Below are 20,556 nucleotides of genomic sequence, written 5' to 3'. Positions count from 1 at the left end.
AACGCCACTCGACCGCAGGAGTCCCTCGCCCTTGCCAGACGCGATTGACGAGTCTGCTTCCGTCGAGGGCCCAGTGGCGGAAAGCGCTTCCCGCCCGCCCGCGCCGGCCAACCACCTGCTCACCCGGTCGGTCACCTCCGCCCTGCTCTGGCTTGCACTGCCGGTGCTGGCCGAGCAGTCTCTGTTCCTGTTGCTCGGGCTGACCGAGATGTTCCTGGCCGGGACCATCAGCAAGGAAGCGACCACCGCCATCGGACTCGCGTCCCAGGTGGGTTGGCTGGCAGGTCTGCTCTTCAGTTTCGTCGGAGTGGGCGCCACCGCACTCGTATCCCGCCATACCGGCATGGGTGACCCCAAGCAGGCCAATCATTTCGCCAACCAGGCGATGGGAGCGGCCGTCCTCATGGGCGTCGCCGCCTGCGCCCTGCTCCAGCTTGCCGCCCCCTACATGCCAGGTTTTCTTCACTGGAAGGGAGAAGCCGCTGAAATCGGCGTGCGGTTCCTTCGGATCGACGCGTGCGGGCACATCACCGGAGCCCTGGTCGTGATCGCGGCGGCGTGCTGGCGCGGTACAGGCGACACACGCACCCCACTCTACATCATGTGCGCGGCCAACCTGTTCAACATCCTGGTGTCCACCACCCTGCGATTCGGCTGGGGACCAATTCCCAGTTATGGCGTCATGGGCATCGCCTACGGCACCCTGTGCGCAAGAATCCTCGGCGGGGCCATTGCCGTCGCCCTGCTGCTCCGCGGGCGGAGCGGTCTACAGCTTCTCCGCCGCGAGTTGCCCTTCCGCAGCGACTCGATGAGCCGCCTCCTGAGAGTCGGCATCCCGGCCGGCATCGACGGCATCTTCCTGTGGAGCGGGCAGTTCGCCTTTCTCATGATCATCAGCAACCTGGCCACGGGCGAGGAACAAGCGGCCACGGTCGCCGCCCACTTCGTCGGTATTCGCGTGGAGGCCCTCTCCTATCTGCCGGCATGGGCATGGGGAGTCGCTGCCGCGACGATGGTCGGCCAGTCGCTGGGCGCCGGACAACCAGATCGAGCTCGGCGAAGCGGTCACTTGGCCGCGGTCCAGGGCGCGGGCTTGTGCCTGTTGATGGGCGTCGGCTACTTCGTCTTCGCGAAGCAGATCTATGCGGTCATGAACTCCAGCGGCGACCTGGAACGGGTTTCCGCCATCGGCGTTCCGGCGTTGAGGCTCCTGGCCTTCTTTCAGATACCCTGCGCACTGATGATCATTTACCCCAACGCTTTGCGCGGCGCGGGCGACACGCGATACCCCCTGTTGTACACGCTGCTGGGTATGGTGATCTGGCGTTTGCCGTTGGCCTATCTGTGCGGAGTCACCCTGAACGGGGGCTTGGTGGGGGCATGGATCGGCATGTGTCTGGACATGACGTTCCGAGCGATCTGCAATGCCATCCGCTTCACCCGGGGGCGATGGGACGCGATCCAGGTGTGACCGCGACCGAAGGCGGCCGTCCAAGACCGACCGGTCGTTTGCAGGGTGCGCCGGTCGTGCCTATAATCGCCCCCGCTGTAAGGACTTCAGGGTATCAGCCAGGTGACGGGATCCGCTATGCGAGCCACTTTCATGCCAGATCTGTCCCAACGGAAGCTCCGCTTGGCTGCCTGCTGGGTTTCGGGACTCGGCCTCCTCGCCGGGACAGCCCTCGCGGCATCCGACCCCGTGTCCCCACCCAGGCGCGAACGAGTCGAGCGTCTGCAGTACGACCCCCAGTCCCAGCGGTGGACCGAGGCCCGCCCGCCGGTGAGCGGGACCGCCGATGGCGACCTGGACCTCATCCGCCAGGACATGGCCCGGAGCGAGTTCAAGACCGCCTTGGCGAAGGTCAAGAAGTGGCTGAAAACGTACGGTGCTGATCATCCCCGCCACGCCGAAGCCCTGTACCTGAAAGGGACCGCTTACCTGGAAACCGGCGACTACCGAGGGGCCCAGGACACCTACCAAACACTGCTCAACGACTATCCCGGCTCCGAGTATGCGGAACGCTCGCTGTCGGCCCTGTTTCGGGTTGGGGAGCAGTACTTGGCCGGCAAACGCCGCAAAGCACTCAAAGGCCTGCTTCGTATCAAGGACCGCGAGGGCGGGGTCAAGATCATGGACGACATGATCGCCAACTACGCGGACACCCCCCTCGCGGAGCAGGCCCAGCTGACCAAGGCGAACTACTACTACGAACGCGGCGAGTTTGACGTCGCCCAGGAGGAGTACGCCCGGTTCTCCCGCGACTTCCCCAAGAGCCGTTTTGCGCCAAAATCCCAGCTGTACAGCGCGTATTCGGCTCTGGCCGCCTTCCCGGGCATCAAGTTCGACGATGCCCCCCTGGTCGAGGCCGAGGAACGGTTCCGCCAGTTCATGGGCGACTACCCCGATCAGGCCCGGCAGCTGGATGTCCCCCTGCTCCTCGACCAGATCGCATCCACAAGAGCGGACAAGACTTACGACATCGCCAGATTCTACGAGAAGACCGGCGAACGGCAGGCGGCGTTGTACTACTACCGGGCGACGACAACTCGCTGGCCGGGCACGCCGGCGGCCGGACAGGCTCGGGGGCGGCTGACAGCCCTGGGCGAACCGGCCGAAGGAGCCGAGACCGCCCCCGAAGCCGAGGGTCAGCCGGTACCCCGGAGTGCCGAGCCAGAAGCGGCCAGCCGACCCGCGGAGTCTGCCCAACCGTAGATGAAACAGCGCGACGGTCCAATGGGGCCGAGCTGATGAAATGGTGCGGAGATGCAGCCGATGATGAGACTAGTCGATCGACGGGAGAAACCCGCCCGAGCCCCGCGCAGCCTTTTTCTCGGACCCTGGCTGCCCATGGCCGGCTTGGCACTCATGATGGCGGGCTGCGGCTACTCGTCGGATTCGTTGTACCGCAAGAACATCCGCACGGTTTACGTGGAGATGTTCCAGACCAAGGAGTTTCGTCGAGGCATCGAGTTTCAGCTGACCGAGGCACTACGCAAGGAGATCGATCGGCGCACCCCCTACAAGAACGCGCCCAAGGAAAAGGCCGACTCGGTCATGTCCGGCGAAGTGCTGGAGTGGCAGGAAACAGCCATCGGCCACGACCACATTGCCGCCTTGCCGCGCGACACCGCGGGTACACTGGTGATTCGCTTCCGGTGGCAGGATGTGCGAACGGGCAAGATCATCGTGGAGCATCCCAGACTGATCACGACGATCCAGTACGTTCGCCCCGCCGGCGAAACGATCGAACATGGCCGGTTTGACGCGGTGACCAAGATGGCTCGCGCGGTGGTGGATCGGATGGCTACGGACTGGTAGCGCGTCTATGATCCCTGAGAGGATAGTGTAAGGATGTCCGACAATCCTGAACGTGATGATCGCCCCTCCCGCTCCCGGCCGCCAGGCCCGCCTATGCGCATGTCGCGAGGCGTCTTCGGTTGGGTTGTCGTCATTCTGATCTCCCTCACCCTGGTCATGATGGTGATGCAGGGCTACACCGAGCGCGCCCCCCTGCGCTTCGACCAGTTCATGGCCGAGGTCCGCAGCCACAACGTCAAATCCGTGGTCATCAAGAGCGACAGCATTATCGGCGAACTCATCGAGGTTCGCGGGCAGGGGGAAACCCGGCAATTCCAGGTCGAACTCCTCCCCGGCCACACCGACGATACCGCCTTGCGAGCCGAACTCGACAAGTACAAGGTGGAGTTCCGGTACGACGGCAGCGGGAGCATCCTGATCAACATACTGCTGGGCTTTCTGCCCTGGCTGGTCGTCTTTGCGTTCATCTGGTTCTTCATCTTCCGGCAGTTCCGCGGCGTCGGCGGCGGGCCGGGCGGCATGCTCGGCAACTTCGGCCGATCCAAGCACCGGGTGACCTCGAAGGAACACACGAACATCACCTTCAACGATGTGGCCGGCGTCCAGGAAGCCAAGGAGGAATGCTCGGAAATCATCGAGTTTCTCAAGAACCCGAAACGCTTCCAGCGGCTGGGAGGTCGCATTCCACGCGGCGTGCTGCTGGTCGGCGAGCCAGGATGCGGAAAGACCCTGCTGGCCAAGGCCATCGCCGGCGAGGCCGACGTGCCGTTCTTCAGCATCTCCGGCAGCGACTTCGTGGAGATGTTCGTCGGCGTCGGAGCCTCACGCGTCCGCGACCTGTTCAAGCAGGCCAAAGACAACTCGCCGTGCATCATCTTCCTGGATGAAATCGACGCCGTCGGCCGGCGGCGCGGGGCCGGCTTCACCAGCGGCGGACACGACGAACGCGAGCAGACCCTCAACGCCATCCTGGTCGAAATGGACGGCTTCGATACCTCCGACCAGGTCATCGTCATCGCCGCCACGAACCGATCCGATGTGCTCGATCCCGCCCTGGTCCGGCCAGGACGATTCGACCGGCAGGTGTTCGTCCCTCTCCCGGACGTCAAGGGACGACTCGACATCCTCAAGGTCCACGCCAAGAAAATCAAGATGGGCCCCAACGTCGATCTGCAGCGACTGGCCCGCGGCACGCCAATGTTCAGCGGGGCCGATCTGGCGGCCATCATCAACGAGGCCGCAATCCTGGCCACCATGGCCAACAAAGACTACGTCGAGATGACCGACCTGGAGGAGGCCCGGGACAAGGTTCGCTGGGGCCGGGCCAAGAAGAGCCGGGTCATCGACGACCAGGAACGGATTGCCACCGCCTACCACGAGGCGGGACACGCCCTAGTCCAGGGGCTGCTTCCCGAGGCCGACCCCCTCCACAAGGTGAGTATCATCCCCCGGGGACCGTATCTCGGAGCTTCCTTCTCCCTTCCAGAAAAAGACCGAACCACCTACGGCGCCAAGTACGTCCGGGCCACGCTCCGGATCATGTGCGCCGGCCGAGTGGCCGAGGAGATGGCCTGCGGCGACATGAACTCGGGAGCGGCCTCCGATATCCGGCAGGCAACGGAAATGGCTCACCGCATGGTCGCCGAGTGGGGCATGAGCGATCGGGTGGGCTTCATCTTCTACGGCGATGACGCCGCCCGGGCGAGCAAGTGGTGGGACATGCCCGGCGGACGGGAACACTCCCAGCAGACCGCCCAGATGATCGACGAGGAGGTCCACCGCATCATCAACGAGGCCTACGCGGACACCCGCAAGATCCTCACCCAGAACCGCGACAAGCTCGACGCCGTCGCCCAGGCACTGATGAAGTACGAGACTCTGGACGCGTCGGAGGTCCACGCCCTGCTCCGAGGTGAAACGCTCGATCGCCCGACGATCAGCGACCTGCTCGACGCAGACCGGGCCGGCACTCCACCGCCCACGCCGGCCAGCCGACCGGCTAGGCCGGAACCCGAACTCGGCTCCGGACCCCTGCCCCAGCCCAGTTGAGGTGACGCATGGCCAACGCCGAGATCACACCGGTCGGGCTGGGCGAATTGGACCTGCTGGTCGATCTGTTCCGGCAGGTCTTTCGGCCGGGCCGCGACCGAGCCTTCTTCGAACGCCGCTTTCGCGGGCGCTACAACCCCCTGCTGCTTCTGGCTCAGGTGGATCGCAACCCCGCCGGCTTCGCCATCGGCTACGAGCTCAAACCGGGTGCCTTCTACTGCTGGTTGGTCGGCGTGCTTGCCCAGTACCGCCGATCCGGTATCGCCGCCCAACTCATGGAGGCCATGACCGCCTGGGTCCGCGACAACGGCTACCACATCATCCGCTTCGAATGCTACAACAGCCAGCGCCCCATGCTCCACCTGGCCATCCGGCAAGGCTACGACATCGTCGGGCTGCGACTCGACCCGGATACCGGCACCAACCTCATCATCATGGAATGCGACCTGGGCGATACGGCCGACGACGACTCGTCCGACGATATCTGAACCGCTCCGGCCTTTGACCACCCGCCGCGAGCCCGCGAACGCCACCCGCTTCGCCGGCGCGAGCTTCAGCCCAGAAGCCACCTGCTCAAAACCCGCTCTTCGCGTTGGACACCGCTCATCCCATCGGTCATGATGCTGGCCAAGTTGATCGATCAACGTCCATCCAGGAGCAGTCCCATCATGACCATCGGCGGCCCAGGACGATCCACGCCCATACCCATCAGCCTGATCGCAGCCCTCGTCGCCGTCGGCAATCTGCTCGCCCTGGCGGGTGACGTGCCCGTCAAGGTATCCAACCGCCCGCTCCACGAAGGCAAGGTCAACCCCATGCTCTTCGGCAACTTCATGGAGCCGCTCGACGATCTGATACCGGGCATGTGGTCCGAGATGCTCAACGACCGCGGCTTCGAAGGGGTCACCCGCTGCGCCAATTGGGTCTACTACGACGGAGCGACGAATACCTGCGACCGCCTGTGGGTGCCCGGCGATGACTGGAGCCTTGAGACCGCCGGGGCATTCAACGGCCCACGCTGCGCTCGCATCACCGGCCGGCTGGACGGGCCCGCGGGCATGGCCCAGCCCGGCCTGGCCGTGACCAAGGACGCAACTTACCACTTCACCGGCCACTTCCGAACGGATGCCGCCGATACCCGCGTGCAGGTCGTGATCAAGGCGGCCCTTCCGCAGGGCGACTGGACCGAGCTGGCCGCGGCCAGCCTTCCGACGCCTGGCACGACGTGGACCCGAGCGGCGGCCCAGCTGACCTCCGGCGGGACCACCGACCGGGCGGTGTTCGAAATCCGAGCGACCGGCAAGGGCACCGTCTGGGCGGACAAGCTCTCGCTCATGCCTGCGGAAAACCTCAAGGGCTGGCGAACCGACGTGATCGAAGCGATCAGGGCGGCCAGGCCGGCGGTCATCCGATGGGGCGGCAGCGCGATCGATCCGGGCGGCTATCGCTGGAAAAACGGCATCGGCAACCGCGATCAGCGCGTGCCCTTCCCAAATACCATCTGGGGGCGAATCGACTCGAACGACGTCGGCATAGACGAGTTCTGCCAGTTCTGCGAGCTGGTTCAGGCCGAGCCGCTGATCTGCCTCAGCTTCTCCGATGGACCCCAGAACGCCGCCGACCTGGTCCAGTACTGCAACGGCCCGGCGAACACCGACTGGGGCGCAAAACGCGCGGCCAACGGGCACCCCGACCCGTACCACGTCAAGTACTGGCAACTCGGAAACGAGATCAGCGGCGAGGACGATAACTACGTCGCCAAGTGCCCGGCCTTCTTCGAGGCGATGAAGCGAGCCGATCCGAGCGTCCGGCTCCTTTCCTCGTTTCCGTCCCAGAAGGTGCTCGACACCCTCGGCAAGAGCATCGCCTACATCGCCCCACACCATTACACGCCCGACCTCGGCGGGTGCGAGGCCGACTTCAATAAGCTCGACCGCATGATACGCAACGCACCCGGATGCGACCACATCCGACTCGCCGTCACCGAGTGGAACTTCACCGCCGGCGACTGGGGACTCATGCGCGGCAAAATGCTAACCCTCGAGGGTGCCCTGCTGAACGCCCGCTATCTGAACCTGCTCGCCCGCCACTCCGACCTCGTGGAGATCGCCTGCCGCTCGAACATGGCCAACAGCTCTTGCAGCGGCATCATCGGCACCAGCCCGGCCGGTCTGCTCAAACGCCCCAGCTACCACGTCATGAAGCTGTACAGCGAACACGCCAAGCCAATTCCGCTGGCCCTCGGCAACCTACCCGACGGCCTCGACGGCATGGCTTGCGCCACACTCGACCGCAAGGCGGTCTGCCTGTTCGTGGTCAGCCTGAAAAACGAGCCCACCGACCTGGTGCTTGACTTGACCGAGTTCGGTGATGCCTTCACCTGCCTGGCCATCGAGACCGTATCCGATACCCTGGACGCCCGGCAGCCGGACGCGATGAACCACTGGACCGCCCCCGCCCGTATCGCGGTGACCCGGACGGCTGTCAAGGGCAACAAGGTGACGCTACCCGCCTTTTCGGCCGCCGCGATCGAGTGTGGAAAACCCGGAGATGAATCGGTTAAGATAGAGTCCGCAAGGGACAAAACGAGGTGAATCCATGCGCGCAAATTGGCGATCGGGCTGGGTGCTGACGCTGCTTCGGATGGTCATTGGCTGGCACTTCCTCTACGAGGGCGTCATCAAGATCCTCGCCAAGGACTGGAGCTCGGCCGATTACCTGACCGATTCAACGTGGCGGCTGGCCCCGTTCTTCCGCGGACTGACCGAATCGCCGACCACACTTCATGCCGTGGACTTGCTCAACATGTGGGGACTGGGCCTCATCGGCCTCGGCCTCATGCTCGGCGTCTTCACCCGCCTCTCCGCCTTCGCCGGCGCCGTACTCCTCTCGCTCTACTACATCTCTAACCCGCCCTTCATCGGCTTGCGCGGCGTGTACGGCGAGGGCAACTACCTGATCATCAACAAGAACTTGATCGAGATCGCCGCCCTGATCATGTTCGTTTTCATCCCGCGGGGCTGGATGTACGGGCTGGACGGAATCCTGCGGTCCATCCGGGCACGACAACAGCCGGCCACGAACCGAACCGCCAAAATCGCCCCGGCAGAACCCGCCACCGACGAGGACCCACGCCTCACCCACCGGCGCCTCTTCCTGCGCGACCTGGCCGGAATTCCGGCCCTCGGAGCCTTCTGGTACACCGTGGACCGGAAACGCAAGTGGGACAGCCACGAGGAACGACTCCTGGTCGAGGCCGGAGCCGATGGGCGAACCTCCGCAACCCTCAAAAAGTTCACCTTCTCCCGACTCAAGGACCTGACCGGCACCATGACCTACGGCCACATCGGCAAGCTGAAACTCAGCCGGCTCATCATGGGCGGAAACCTCATCGGCGGTTGGGCTCATTCACGCGACCTCCTGTACGTCTCCGACCTGGTCAAGGCCTACCACACCGATGAACGAGTCATCAACACCTTCCGCTTGGCCGAGAAGTGCGGCATCAACACGTTCCTGACTCACCCCATGCTGCTGCGGATCGCCCAGAAGTACTGGAACGAGTACGGCGGCAAGATCCAGTTCGTCTCCGATTGCGGCGGCAGTGATCTGGCGGCGGCGGTCAAGCTGTCCATCGAGGGCGGGGCCCATGCCGCCTACGTCCAGGGCGGAACAGCAGACCGGCTGGTCGAGGAAGGCAAGATCGATGAGATTTACCGCGCGGTGCAGACAATCAGGGCCGCCGGCCTGCCCGCCGGCATCGGTGGCCACCGCCTCAAGACCATCCAAGCCTGTGTCGACAAGAGCATCCACCCCGACTTCTGGATGAAGACCCTCCACCATCACAACTACTGGTCTTCACGAACCACCGAGGGCGATCACGACAACAACTTCTGCCTGGAACCGGACGAGACCATCAAGCTGATGAGCGACCTGCCGGAGCCGTGGATCGCCTTCAAGGTCATGGCCGCCGGCGCTATCAAGCCCGAAGACGGCTTCCTATACGCTTTCCGGAACGGCGCCGACTTCATCTGCGCCGGCATGTACGACTTCCAGATCGTCGCCGACGTCAACCTGGTCTCGTCCATCCTCGCCAACCTGGCGAAAACAAACGACCGCACCCGGCCGTGGCGAGCCCTGTGAATCAGTGCAAACCCGCGAACGGATGAGCGCCTCAACCTGAACCCGGGAAGGCGGCGGTCGCCCTTTCCTCGATCCGGCCGTCCTCGCCACGAATCAGGAACAACGCCGCCATGCGCCTTCGTTCGGCGAGAGCCCCACCTTCCTCCGCCCCCAGGACCATCAAGGCCGTAGCCCATGCGTCCGCCGACTCGCAATCGTCGGCAATCACCGTGACCGAGGCCAGCGAGTGCCCCACCGGGCGACCGGTCCGCGGATCAATGGTGTGCGAGATCCGCTTGCCATCCCTGATGTAGAACACCCGGTAGTCTCCGGTCGTGGCAATGGCCTGGTCAATCAACGGCACAACCCGATGGATCTCCACGTCATCCGCCGCCGGACGTTCGATCGCGATCCGCCAGGGCTTCCCATCAAGATTGCACCCCCGAACCCGTACCTCGCCGCCGACCTCCACCATGTAGTCCGCCACGCCGCGTCGGTCCAGAACCGCCGCCACCCGATCGGCGCCGTACCCCTTGGCAATGGCCGACAGATCACACCACACCTTCGAATGCCTCTTTCGAATGGCCCCTGCTGTGGAATCCAGCTCCAGCTTCTGGTACCCGACGAACGAACGCAGCCCGGCCAGCTCCTCGTCGGAGGGCAGATCGACCCGAAAGGGGTCCGGGCCAAACCCGTACAGACTGACCATCGGCCCAACGGTGATGTCGAACGCCCCGCCAGACTCCTCCCCAATTTGAATCGCTCGCCGGAACACATGGAAGGTCTCGGCCGACATCCGAAACGGAGAACCATCCTCGTGCCGGTTGAACCGCGACAGCTCCGAATCCGGCAGGTAAACCGACATCGCCTGCTGCACCGAGCGAAGCACTCCCTCAACCGCCTCCCGCAGGGATTCCAGATCGCCCGGCGCAGGCCGGCCGCAACCCGCCAACTTGACCGTGTACGCCGTTCCCATCGTCTCCCCAGTCCATGTACCGAGACGACGCCTTCGGAAACGGGACCATCTGAACACGGCCGCACTCCTACACCCTACGCCACCATCCCCGCCCGGGCCAAAGCTCCGTCCTCGCACCCCCCACAAAGCGGCCTCGGCCTAGGCCCCCATCATACCCGATCGGATCCCCTCCTCCCTTCCGACGATACGCTGCACGCCACGGTGACAGACTCATCTGCTGCTAGAAAGATGCCCCAGGTCATGGTACAATGAGGCTGCGGAACAAAAGCCCCTGATGGACGCTTCTGGACGATGTTGAGGAGGAACCAGCGAATCACCGCGCCATGGATCCCGGTGGCAACTACCTGCCGCCCGCACGTGGCGACTTGGGCGATTCGGCCACTGCGACGCCCGGTTCCAGTCATCGCCCTGCTTATGACCCTGATCGCCCATCCGGCAACCGTTCGGTCGGCCGACCCGCCGCTGCAGGCCTGGGGACAGAACGTCTATCAGAAAATCAACGAGTCACTCCGCGTGCCGGGCTCCAACCTCTACGCCGAGGCGGCTTCACTCGACGGGGACCGTTACGGCGGCGACGGCGGCTTCGCCTACGTCTGGCCGGTCGCCACCCAGTTCCGCGTACTCAACGCCCTGGTGCGAATCAACCCGACAGTCTACGCCCCCATCCTCCGCGCCTTCGCCGACGAACTCCACACCCGCTACTGGCGAAACGGCACCGGCGCTGCCGGCGGCTACCGGTCCGGGGTCAGCTCCGGCGCCACGCTCTTCTACGACGACAACGGCCACCTCGTTGTCTCTCTGGCCGAGGCCTATAACCTCACCGGCGAGCCACGGTACCTCGACCGCGCAGTCGCAGCCTACAACTTCGTCATCTCCGGCGAGGACCTGGCCGGCGGCGGCGGAATCTACTTCAGCGTGCCCGACCACTCATCCAAAGACGCTGTATCCACCCTCCAGGCGGCCCGAGCCGCCCTGCTGCTCTACCCGATCACCGGCCAGACACGATACCTCGACGACGCGAACCGTCTCTATGCCTGGGCCGCCTCCCATGTTCAGCAGTCCAACGGCCTCTTCAAGGAGCGATTCCTGCTCACCGGCAACAACGCCGGCACGAGCGACGGATACACACTCATCAACAGCGCCGGCATCGGCATCTCCTGCAACCTCCTCTTCTACGATGCCACCGGCAACGTCGCCGACCTCCACGAGGCCCAACGCATCAGCCACACATCCGTCGCGGCGTATTTCACCGACGGAGCCATCCGCGACGAGGGCTACTGGGCCTTCGAACTCGTGGACGCCCTCAATAACCTCTATCTCCACGACTATAACCCCGCCTGGCTCCAGACCGTCATCACCGCCATGACTTGGCTCCACACCAACCGCGAAGACCCCAACGGCCACTACGGCCGACTGTGGTCCCGCGATCCCTACACACCCGGCACCATCCGTACATCCTGGGAACTGAACGACCAGGCGGCCGTCGCCCGATCCTACCTGTACACCGCCGCAACCATGGCAACACCCGTCGACCTCACGCCTCCCGGCCCCGTCGCCGAGGTCGCGACGACCATCGCCTACCACCACATCACCCTGTCCTGGACGAACCCCCCCGACCTGGACCTCGTTGGAACCAGGATCGTGTTCAAGACGACCGGTTATCCGACCGGCCCAACCGACGGCACGCTGCTCGCGGATCAGCCCGGTGTCCCAGACGCCCGCGACCAGTACGTGCATGCTAACGTGGAATGCAATACGTCGCACTACTACGCCATCTTCGCCTACGACGCGACCCTGAACTACTCCCCGACGCCGACCACCCCGGTTGCCAGAATCCAATGCTCCGACTTCGATCTGGACCACGACGTGGACCTGGACGACTTCGCCTTCCTCCAGCGATGCCTGTCGGGCAACGCCGTCAGCTATGCACCGGGCTGCGCCCCCGCCGATCTGGACGCCGACGGCGATGCCGACCCACAGGACCTCCGACTGTTCTCCCCCTGCCTCACCGGCCCCGGCCAGCCCCCGGGATGCTGAATGGAAGCCTCACCGCAGCCGACGTTCACTGCCCGCGCTCAACCGGGACACCCGTGGTGTTATTCCCTCCAAGCCCAAACCGGAGAGAATGATCCCCCGTCTTCCTCCGGCTGATTGCCGATCCCCGACAACTGACCGCGGGCCTCGGCTTCGGACCGCGGATATTGGCTTCGTTTGGCGCCGGCGCTCGTCGATCGCCACCGGCCAAAACCGCCCTGGCGCGGCCAAAAACGCAGCTCGAGCGGCTCAGCGGTGGCTTCGTTTAGCAAAAGCATGACCATCTTCGTCAAATGCCCACCCCTCGCGACGACGACGATACCCAACCGAGAACTTCAGGTTCGTCAAGCAGGAATCGATCGCACCGGGCAAGCCCTTTTTTTCATCCTCGTTCTCAACTCCCCCTGCCGCCCTTGCGTTCGAGCGTCCTCTCGACCATGATCCGCACTACCGCCGTGAGACGGCAAGACGTCGCTGGCGTCCATCCCAGCATCCCAGAACCAAGGTACCAAGGAACTGACCATGCGATCGATGATCGTCCGCTCGCCAGTCCTGCTGTCGCTGCTCATCGCCTCCGCCGCGGCCGCCGACGAGGGTATGTGGCTGCTGAACAACCCGCCGACCGCTACGCTCCGCTCGAAGTACAACTTCGAGCCGACCCCCGCCTGGCTGGAGCACCTGCAGAAGGCAACCGTGCGGATAGGCGGTGGCACCGGCTCGCTGGTCTCCGCCGACGGGCTCATCCTCACCAACCACCACGTCGGCTCCGACCAGATCTATAACCTCAGCACCCCGGATCGCGACCTCCTCAAGACCGGCTTCATCGCCCGCACCCGCGACCACGAACTGAAGTGCAAGGACCTGGAGATCAGGTTCCTTTGGTCGATCGAGGACGTCACCGATAAGGTCAACGCGGCCGCCGATCCATCCCTGTCCGTGGCCAAGGCCTTCGAAGCCCGCCGCAAGGCCATGACCCGCATCGAACAGGAATCAAAAGACGCCACCGGGCTCGACAGCGAAATCGTCACCCTCTACAAAGGCGGCCGATACCACCTCTACCGGTACCGCCGGTATACCGACGTCCGCCTGGTCATGGCCCCCGAGCAGAGCGCGGCCTTCTTCGGCGGCGACGTCGACAACTTCGAGTTCCCGCGCTTCAACCTCGACTGCTGCTTCTTCCGCGTCTATGAAAACGACAAGCCGCTCAAGGCCGAACACTATCTCCAGGTGAGCACCGAAGGTTCCCGCGATGGCGAACTCCTCCTGGTCGCCGGCCATCCCGGCCACACCCAACGACTGATCACCGCCGACCACCTCCGCTTCCTGCGCGATGCGGAGATGCCGGACAGCCTCCGCCGCCTCTGGCGCCGCGAAGCCCAAATGAATGTCTTCTGCAACCGCAGCCCGGAACACGCCCGCATCGGGCACGACGCCCTCCTGGGCATCGAGAACGGCCGCAAGGCCCGAACCGGCATCTACGCCGGCCTCCTCGATCCGGCTGTCATGACCGCCCGCGAACAGGCCGACGCCAGGCTGAAGGCCGTGGCCGCCACCCAACCGGCCCTCGCAAACGGCAATCCGTGGGAACGCCTGGCTACCGCCCGGAAACTCTACGGCACCTTCTTCCAGCGACACCGCACCCTGGGCGGCGGGCTGGGCTCAAGCCTCTTCAGTATGGCTATGACTGTTGTCAGGCTGTCAGAAGAACTACCTAAGCCGTCGCCGGACCGCCTCCGCGAATACCGCGACTCCGAACTCGAATCCGTGTATCTCGGACTCTACTCGCCGTCACCCATCTACGAGGCCCTCGAAATCGAAGCCCTGACCAGCGGACTGTCGCTCCTGGCGGAGACCCTCGGAGCCGACGACCCCGCCGTGGTCAGAACCCTGGACGGCCTGCCCCCGGCAGCTCGCGCGGAACAGCTCGTCAAAGGCTGCACCCTCAAGGACATCGAAACCCGAAAACGACTGGTCAAAGAGGGCAAGAAGGCCGTCGAGGCGAGCCCCGATCCCATGATCCGCCTGGCCATCACCATGGATCCGGAAAGCCGCACCCTCCGCAAACGCTTCGAGGACGAGGTCGAAGGCGTCGAACGCGATGCCTACGCCAGGATCGCCGCCATCCAGTTCGCCCTGTACGGCGAGTCCCTGTACCCCGATGCAACCGGAACCCTCCGACTCGCCTTCGGCCAGGTCAAAGGCTATGAGCAGGGCGGCACGACTATACCTCCTTATACTGACATAGCCGGGTTGTTCGAGCGGTACAAGGAACGCGGCCCGCAGCCGCCGTTCGATATCCCCAAATCGTGGCTCGACCGCCGCGACCAGATCCGGCTTCGTACCCCCTTCAACTTCGTGTTCACGGCAGACATCATCGGCGGCAACTCCGGAAGCCCGGTGGTCAATACCCGCGGCGAGGTCGTCGGCCTGATCTTCGACGGCAATATCCAGTCGCTCGTCTGGGACATCGCCTACGACGATCGCCAGGGCCGGGCCGTGGCCGTCGACATCCGGGCCATTATAGAGTCATTAAGAGGTGTCTACGACGCCGGCTCCCTGGTCGACGAGCTGACCCGGCCCTGACCCTGGCGAGCCGAAGGCCGGATGTCACCGGGGAGGTGCCGGGGCCACCCTCGCCCGAACCGGCTCCGCGTGGCTGGCGGCGAGCAGGGCCGCACCCAGAGCTCCGGTCATCCGCGGATCCGGAGCCACCTGGAGTGGATGCCCCAGGGCCGTCGCCAACGCGTCCGACATGCCCGGCACCAGGGCCACCCCGCCGGTAAACACGATCGGCAGATCCAGATGCCGGCCAGCCATGGCCACCACCCGGTTCGCCATCGAGACCTGAACCCCTGCGGCCAGATCCGCCGCCGGCGTACGCGACGCCAACAGACCGATGACCTCCGTCTCGGCGAACACCACACACATGCTGCTGATCACCGCCGGCCGCTCGCTCTGCCGGGCCAGGGCACCCAGGGCCGACAACTCAACACCCAAACGAGCTGCAATAACTTCTAAAAACCTGCCCGACCCGGCCGCACATCGGTCGTTCATCACGAAATCACGCACGCTGCCGTCACCGTCCAGTCGTATCAGCTTGCTGTCCTGCCCGCCAATGTCAATCACCGTCCGCGCCCCGGGCAGCACGTGCCGCACGCCTACTGCGTGGCAGGTGATCTCCGTCACGGTGCTGTCGGCCATGCTCATGATGCCCCGCCCATAACCGGTGGCAACCACCCGTCCAAGATCCGACCGGGCCCGTCCGGTCTCGCCCAGTAGCCGATCAAGCAACGCGCCAGCCAACGCGTCCTGCTCGACACCCTGGTCGGCAACCCCCGCGCCCACCATCGCTCCACGGCCCCCGTCCCATAGAACGATCTTGATCGTTCGAGAACCGGCGTCGATACCCGCGACGATCATGAGCCCCTCCTCCTCAACGCGGTCTCGATCAGGCCACCCAGCCGAGTGGCCAGCCGCGGTCCACAGGCGTCCGAAAGCGACGGCACCTCGATCTCCGCCACCGGAAGCCCCAGCCGCCGTACACCCTCGGCTATCACCTCACCTTCCAGAGCACAGTGACTGGCACCCGGAATGCGCGAGATGAGCACCGCCTCGGCGCCGAAACCAACCGCATCCCGGCAGATCCGCTCCGCCCGATCAGAAGCCGGCCCAACCATCGGATCGGCCAGGGCCATCCGAGCCAGGGCCTCCATCGGACCAAGATCCTCCGGAATGAGATCCAGGGCGTGACTGAACAGGTACTCCGTCCCACATACCCGCCCGCCGCATGACTCGAGCAGGTTCATGACCCGCAGGTCCGCCACCGGATTCACCCAGTACACGCGAACCGCTTCGGCCGGGAGAATGCCCTCACCTGATCGCACGCGAGCCGATACCTCCTCATCCAGGTCGGCGAGCACTCGCAGACTCTCGTCGAAATCGGAACAGAAATGGATGGCCAGCATCTCCGCAACCAGCATCTCCAAGGCTGGCATCGGACAACGCGGGGCGGTGAAGACCTGGCGCCGTAGATCGGCCAGGAGCCTCCGGACCCGGTTCGCCTTGCGAATCCCGGCGGCTAGGCGGACATCATCGAGCCGAGAACCGGCCACGCTCTGCAGCCCCTCCCGCACCCGATCGAGCTCCTCGCGGACCACGGCCACCTGCTCGGTCGGGGCGACGAAACCGCCCGGCAGCTCGACCCGCCCTTCCCCCGACTCCGGTCTCCGCCGGTGCGGGATCTCCCACCACAAGATGGGGTGCCCCAGCCCCTCAAGCCGCTGAGCGATGGCCGAGAAGTCGTCGCACGTCGCCCCCGCACTGCATACCAGCATGTCCGGGATCGGGAAGTGCGCCCCAGTGACGAACGCCCCCAGCATGGCTCGCACCGGACAGAACGAGTCGTTGATGCCCAGCGAATCGGCGATCGAGAACAGGCCCGCCTGCATTTCCATCACACAGGGGATCCACCAGGCCCCATCGGGATAGAAGGCCACCAGCTCAGGGACGCAGTAAGCCATCAGCGCCGTCGTCCCGAGATCCTTCATGACGCCAACCAGCTTCTTGCCGTCCCGGCGAGCCTTCCGCAGCCGTGCCTCCTCGGTCAGCAGGAAGTTCCACAACCGCAACGCCGCCGGGGACGGGTCAAACCGGAGCCGAAGCAACCGCCGATCACCGTCCTCGACATGTCGCCGCAACGGCCCCCCATACTCCGGCTCCCGCAGGCCCGCCGCGCGCAGTTCCTCGTAGCGACGATCCCATTGCTCGAGCGTGATGGACGCGAGGCCACTCATCGAAGCACTTCCATGAACGCCTGCAGCCGGCCGCTGATCCGGGCACGGCAACCCGGGCTCGCTCCGTCAACATCCAGGTGCAGGACCGGCAATCCAAACCCGTCCCGGATGCGCACCAGTTCCGCCACCCACGTGTCGCACCACAGACAGGTGCGGAACACGATTCCCTGCACGCCTCGAGCCGCCAACTCGCGCCCCAACCATTCGAACAGGGCGACGTTGGGACGACGGAAGGCGTCGGGGATGCGCCCGTACACCCGAGCCATCTCCTCCAGCGGCCGGTCCGCAAGGTGGGACCGGTCATACGCGTCCGCCATGACCAACTCCCCGCTGGTTGTAGCGTCGAGGACCACGTTGCCGCCGAGACTCTCGATGATCTCGAACAGCTCTGCGTCCTCGGCCCAGAGCGGGCCACCAACCAGGGCCAGCCTGACCGCGTCGGCAGGTCCGGGAGCCGAAAGGGAGAACGATACGTCCAGTCCCTGCTCGTCGAACTCCGCCAACAACCGGCTGAACCCGCTTCCCGAGCATCGCCGCCGACACTCCTTGAGCGTGAAACGTGCCCGGTCATAGGCTACTATCGTGTTCGCCAACTGGCGATCGTCCGGCGCCCTGCCGCCCACGGAGACCAGGAAACGGCCCAGACGCCGCAGTTCGGAAACATAGATCCGGTGCGCGGCAGGCGTTTGCCAGGTGGTCGGCACGTTCATCAGAAACACCGGGCGGGAGTCCGTCCCCGACAGCTGGTCTGCCGCCCGCCGCATCTGATCACACACCGTGGTGATGACCACGCCAGCGGTGTCCGCGGTTACAATCGCCGCCTCCATGGCTCGCAGGACATCGCGGGCATACGGACAGACCCCCGCCCCGCCGGCCAGGCCCGCGGCGGCGCGAGCGTCACCTGGCCGAAAACGCCGCGGATGCAGACCGTGGGAGGCAACCCACTCCGAAGGCACATAGGGACAGGTGGACAATACCGTCTTCATCGTTTGCCCCGGCCGCGGACCATCTCGAACAGGGCCTCGACCCGAACCGCGATCCGGGCGGAATCGGAGGGCGAGTAGTCCGTCTCGATCCGCAGATACGGCAGGTTCAACTCTTGTTCCACCAGCCGGCGCACGCGGTTGGATTCGACGTCGTAGGTCAGGCAGGCCTGCCAGATGAGTTCCACCACGCACTGCGGGCGATACTCGGCCGCCAGTTGCCGCAGCAGGTCCAGCCTCCGCTCGTTAGTGGTCATCACCGAGCATGACAGGTGATAGTACTTCCTGGCGATGGCTTCGAGCACATCGCCGTCAATCTCCACGTCCTCCATGATCGGCTTGAGCCCGGTACAGTTCTCCATGCCGACCACCAGGCCGCCGCTGTTCTCAATGATCTCCAGCACTCGCTCGGCCCCATGGGCCATGGGCACCCCGGTCATGAGCACCCGGACCCGGGATCTCATCGCCGAATCCGGGGCCTCGTTCCCGAGCAGCTCGATCGCTTTCCTGTATTGCTCGATGTCGACGGGAACGCACGAGATGCTGCTCTTGAAATCCAGCAGCTGCCGCCCGGTCAGGGGCGGCGATTCACGCTTCATCAGCTCCGCCAACTGCCGACGAAGCGATCGCTCCTCATTCATCGCCTCGACCGCCCGCTTCAGGCGGCAGTCGGTGATCTCCGTCTTGCACCTCCGGCTGAGCTCGTCCCTCAGGCGGACCAGTTCAGACCGCCAGAAGGCCAGACCCTCGGGCCGATCCGGCTTCTGGGGCAGTTCGAGAATGAACATCGGCCGGGTTTCACCCATGAGCTCGAACATCTTCTTCTTGCCATCGCAGGTCGTATCCGCCACAACCAGATCGGCCATCTCGAGGAAGGGGTTGCCCTTCTGCACATGGTAACCGAAAGTGGACTTGATCAGTGGGCACAGATTGGCGGGCAGATGCTCCTCGGCGGCCGGTATCGTCTTGGCCGATCCCCCGCACAGGCACACCGGCACCGCTCCGGCCGCCATGATCAGCTCGCGTGGCGTGTATTCGCACATGATGCCGACGACCGGCCGGCCCTGCCGCTTCGCCTCCGTGGCGTAGGCGAGGCAGTTGGGAATCATGCCCGCGAAATGGGACCGGGGGTCGCTTCCTCCGCCCGCCGATCCGCAGACCCCGGATCCGGCGGCCGGCTCGTGATTCTGCCCGCAACGTGAACTCACCGCTCAGCTCCTATTCCTGCAACCCCCACGCCAAGAACCACAACGCATCGGACCCGGCGGAGAAGCCCTCACCGGGCTTTGCGGGCCACGAACAGACCCTGGGCGATCTTGCCGGTACGGGCAAGATCACGCACAAAGCGGAGTTCGCCCATCAGGCCCTCCATCGTAGCCGAGTCGAAGCCGATGATCTTCAGGGCATCGTACCGGAGTTGAGTGGAGAGCATCTGGACGTACAGCTCCGCGTGCGGCGCGAAGCGACCGGTGTCCTCGGCCGTCACGACCGCGCAGCCGCAGCTTTCGAGCAATCCGCGGTAGCCGCCCAGATCCTGCACACTCGGGAACTTCATGAACCGCAGGAAGCGATCGGCCTCGGCGTCGGACATGGGCGGCGAACCCTCGATCCAGTCGGTGAAGGCGATGAGACCGCCCCCCTTGACCAATCGAGCCGCCTCGGCCAACAGCGCAGCCTTGTCCGCCACGTAGCACCACGCATCCTCACCCCAGACGAAATCGACGCTGGCCGACTCCAGGCCCGTTTCACAGGCGTCGCCCAGGACAAACCGGATACGATGTTCCATCCCCTCGTCTCGGCATCGCTGCTCGCCCCTGCGCACCACCGTTTCGGTGGCGTCGACACCGACCATCCGGCGGACCTGGCAGAACCGGACCAGAAAACGCATGCCCGCCCCGGTGCAGCAGCAGAGATCGGTGCCGGCCATGCCTGTGGCAATCCCCGCTTTTCGAGCCAACTCCTGTGACGATACCAGCCCACCGATGTGTATCTGCTCGCCCATCAGAAGTTCCCAGAGCCTCCATTCGGAGCCCGTGTACACGGCTTGAACGCTTCCCAGATCGATACCCTCGACTCTCTTCATGACCGTGACTCCTCGCAAAGATGATACTGTGACGACAAGACCATGTCAGCGTGAACAAGGAAGAAACGCATACCCGACCGGGCGGGCGCCCTCCAGGGCACCCACCGCGCGGATGAGCGCAGGCGACCAGGGAGTCCGGCTGCCGAAACTGTCACGAACCCGTCTCTCACCCATCCGGCAGGAGTACGGAGAGCGGCAGA

The 20,556-nt window shown here is 64.8% G+C and carries 15 protein-coding genes; 9 read left to right on the top strand and 6 right to left on the bottom strand.

The annotated features are described in order from the left end of the window. Nucleotides 1–31: 31 nt before the first annotated feature. The 7 genes from KA354_13060 (at nt 32) to KA354_13030 (ending at nt 9,508) form a co-directional block, all read left to right on the top strand. Nucleotides 32–1,471, top strand: coding sequence for an MATE family efflux transporter (locus KA354_13060; GenBank protein ID MBP7935569.1), 1,440 nt, complete (start codon nt 32–34; stop codon nt 1,469–1,471). A 132-nt stretch (nt 1,472–1,603) separates the two neighbouring features. Next, a complete protein-coding gene (bamD, locus tag KA354_13055; GenBank protein MBP7935568.1) occupies nt 1,604–2,713 on the top strand; it encodes an outer membrane protein assembly factor BamD in 1,110 nt (369 codons plus the stop codon). Nucleotides 2,714–2,773: 60 nt separating this feature from the next. After that, entirely contained in the window at nt 2,774–3,319 is a 546-nt protein-coding gene (locus tag KA354_13050; GenBank protein ID MBP7935567.1) for a hypothetical protein, read from the top strand. Between the two features lie 33 nt (nt 3,320–3,352). Then, the gene (gene ftsH / locus KA354_13045) at nt 3,353–5,368 is read left to right on the top strand and encodes an ATP-dependent zinc metalloprotease FtsH (GenBank protein MBP7935566.1); all 2,016 of its coding nucleotides are present in this window, start codon (nt 3,353–3,355) and stop codon (nt 5,366–5,368) included. Between the two features lie 8 nt (nt 5,369–5,376). After that, nucleotides 5,377–5,856 carry a GNAT family N-acetyltransferase gene (locus tag KA354_13040; protein MBP7935565.1) on the top strand — a complete coding sequence of 160 codons (480 nt, stop codon included), beginning with the start codon at nt 5,377–5,379 and terminating at the stop codon, nt 5,854–5,856. Nucleotides 5,857–6,036: 180 nt separating this feature from the next. After that, on the top strand, nt 6,037–7,962 hold the full coding sequence (locus KA354_13035) for a hypothetical protein (protein ID MBP7935564.1): 1,926 nt from the start codon (nt 6,037–6,039) through the stop codon (nt 7,960–7,962). Between the two features lie 4 nt (nt 7,963–7,966). Then, nucleotides 7,967–9,508 carry a DoxX family membrane protein gene (locus tag KA354_13030; GenBank protein MBP7935563.1) on the top strand — a complete coding sequence of 514 codons (1,542 nt, stop codon included), beginning with the start codon at nt 7,967–7,969 and terminating at the stop codon, nt 9,506–9,508. Between the two features lie 31 nt (nt 9,509–9,539). Here the strand turns inward: KA354_13030 and KA354_13025 are convergent, their stop codons facing one another. After that, nucleotides 9,540–10,463 carry an FAD:protein FMN transferase gene (locus KA354_13025; GenBank protein ID MBP7935562.1) on the bottom strand — a complete coding sequence of 308 codons (924 nt, stop codon included), beginning with the start codon at nt 10,461–10,463 and terminating at the stop codon, nt 9,540–9,542. 291 nt (nt 10,464–10,754) lie between these two features. On the opposite strand from KA354_13025, the gene KA354_13020 reads away from it, so the two are divergent. Together KA354_13020 and KA354_13015 are read left to right on the top strand one after the other, a co-directional pair. Beyond that, entirely contained in the window at nt 10,755–12,500 is a 1,746-nt protein-coding gene (locus tag KA354_13020; protein ID MBP7935561.1) for a hypothetical protein, read from the top strand. A gap of 528 nt (nt 12,501–13,028) precedes the next feature. Beyond that, a complete protein-coding gene (locus tag KA354_13015; protein MBP7935560.1) occupies nt 13,029–15,080 on the top strand; it encodes a S46 family peptidase in 2,052 nt (683 codons plus the stop codon). A gap of 24 nt (nt 15,081–15,104) precedes the next feature. Here the strand turns inward: KA354_13015 and KA354_13010 are convergent, their stop codons facing one another. From KA354_13010 to KA354_12990, 5 genes are all read right to left on the bottom strand, one after another. After that, entirely contained in the window at nt 15,105–15,917 is an 813-nt protein-coding gene (locus KA354_13010; GenBank protein MBP7935559.1) for a 2-hydroxyglutaryl-CoA dehydratase, read from the bottom strand. Continuing rightward, complete coding sequence (locus tag KA354_13005) at nt 15,914–17,290, bottom strand: 2-hydroxyacyl-CoA dehydratase (GenBank protein MBP7935558.1); 1,377 nt, start codon at nt 17,288–17,290, stop codon at nt 15,914–15,916. The genes KA354_13010 and KA354_13005 overlap by 4 nt, the downstream gene beginning before the upstream one ends. After that, entirely contained in the window at nt 17,287–18,276 is a 990-nt protein-coding gene (locus tag KA354_13000) for a 2-hydroxyacyl-CoA dehydratase (protein MBP7935557.1), read from the bottom strand. Before KA354_13000 ends, KA354_13005 begins: the two co-directional genes overlap by 4 nt. Then, nucleotides 18,273–19,481 (bottom strand): 2-hydroxyacyl-CoA dehydratase, encoded by a 1,209-nt coding sequence (locus tag KA354_12995; GenBank protein MBP7935556.1) that lies wholly within the window; start codon nt 19,479–19,481, stop codon nt 18,273–18,275. The genes KA354_13000 and KA354_12995 overlap by 4 nt, the downstream gene beginning before the upstream one ends. A gap of 68 nt (nt 19,482–19,549) precedes the next feature. Next, nucleotides 19,550–20,356 (bottom strand): class I SAM-dependent methyltransferase, encoded by an 807-nt coding sequence (locus KA354_12990; GenBank protein ID MBP7935555.1) that lies wholly within the window; start codon nt 20,354–20,356, stop codon nt 19,550–19,552. Between the last annotated feature and the right edge of the window lie 200 nt (nt 20,357–20,556).

The sequence above is a fragment of the Phycisphaerae bacterium genome, assembly GCA_018003015.1.
Lineage (GTDB): Bacteria > Planctomycetota > Phycisphaerae > UBA1845 > PWPN01 > JAGNEZ01.
Note: the sequence above shows the minus strand (reverse complement) of the source record. Positions and strands in the feature narration are given on the sequence as shown.

Excerpts from the sequence above, each read along its gene's own strand:
- ftsH (MBP7935566.1), top strand. The coding sequence starts at position 3,353 with ATGTCCGACAATCCTGAACGTGATGATCGCCCCTCCCGCTCCCGGCCG.
- KA354_13025 (MBP7935562.1), bottom strand. The coding sequence starts at position 10,463 with ATGGGAACGGCGTACACGGTCAAGTTGGCGGGTTGCGGCCGGCCTGCG.
- KA354_13020 (MBP7935561.1), top strand. The coding sequence starts at position 10,755 with ATGTTGAGGAGGAACCAGCGAATCACCGCGCCATGGATCCCGGTGGCA.
- KA354_13005 (MBP7935558.1), bottom strand. The coding sequence starts at position 17,290 with ATGAGTGGCCTCGCGTCCATCACGCTCGAGCAATGGGATCGTCGCTAC.
- KA354_13000 (MBP7935557.1), bottom strand. The coding sequence starts at position 18,276 with ATGAAGACGGTATTGTCCACCTGTCCCTATGTGCCTTCGGAGTGGGTT.
- KA354_13015 (MBP7935560.1), top strand. The coding sequence starts at position 13,029 with ATGATCGTCCGCTCGCCAGTCCTGCTGTCGCTGCTCATCGCCTCCGCC.
- KA354_13010 (MBP7935559.1), bottom strand. The coding sequence starts at position 15,917 with ATGATCGTCGCGGGTATCGACGCCGGTTCTCGAACGATCAAGATCGTT.
- KA354_13050 (MBP7935567.1), top strand. The coding sequence starts at position 2,774 with ATGATGAGACTAGTCGATCGACGGGAGAAACCCGCCCGAGCCCCGCGC.
- KA354_13030 (MBP7935563.1), top strand. The coding sequence starts at position 7,967 with ATGCGCGCAAATTGGCGATCGGGCTGGGTGCTGACGCTGCTTCGGATG.
- KA354_12990 (MBP7935555.1), bottom strand. The coding sequence starts at position 20,356 with ATGAAGAGAGTCGAGGGTATCGATCTGGGAAGCGTTCAAGCCGTGTAC.
- KA354_13040 (MBP7935565.1), top strand. The coding sequence starts at position 5,377 with ATGGCCAACGCCGAGATCACACCGGTCGGGCTGGGCGAATTGGACCTG.
- bamD (MBP7935568.1), top strand. The coding sequence starts at position 1,604 with ATGCCAGATCTGTCCCAACGGAAGCTCCGCTTGGCTGCCTGCTGGGTT.
- KA354_13035 (MBP7935564.1), top strand. The coding sequence starts at position 6,037 with ATGACCATCGGCGGCCCAGGACGATCCACGCCCATACCCATCAGCCTG.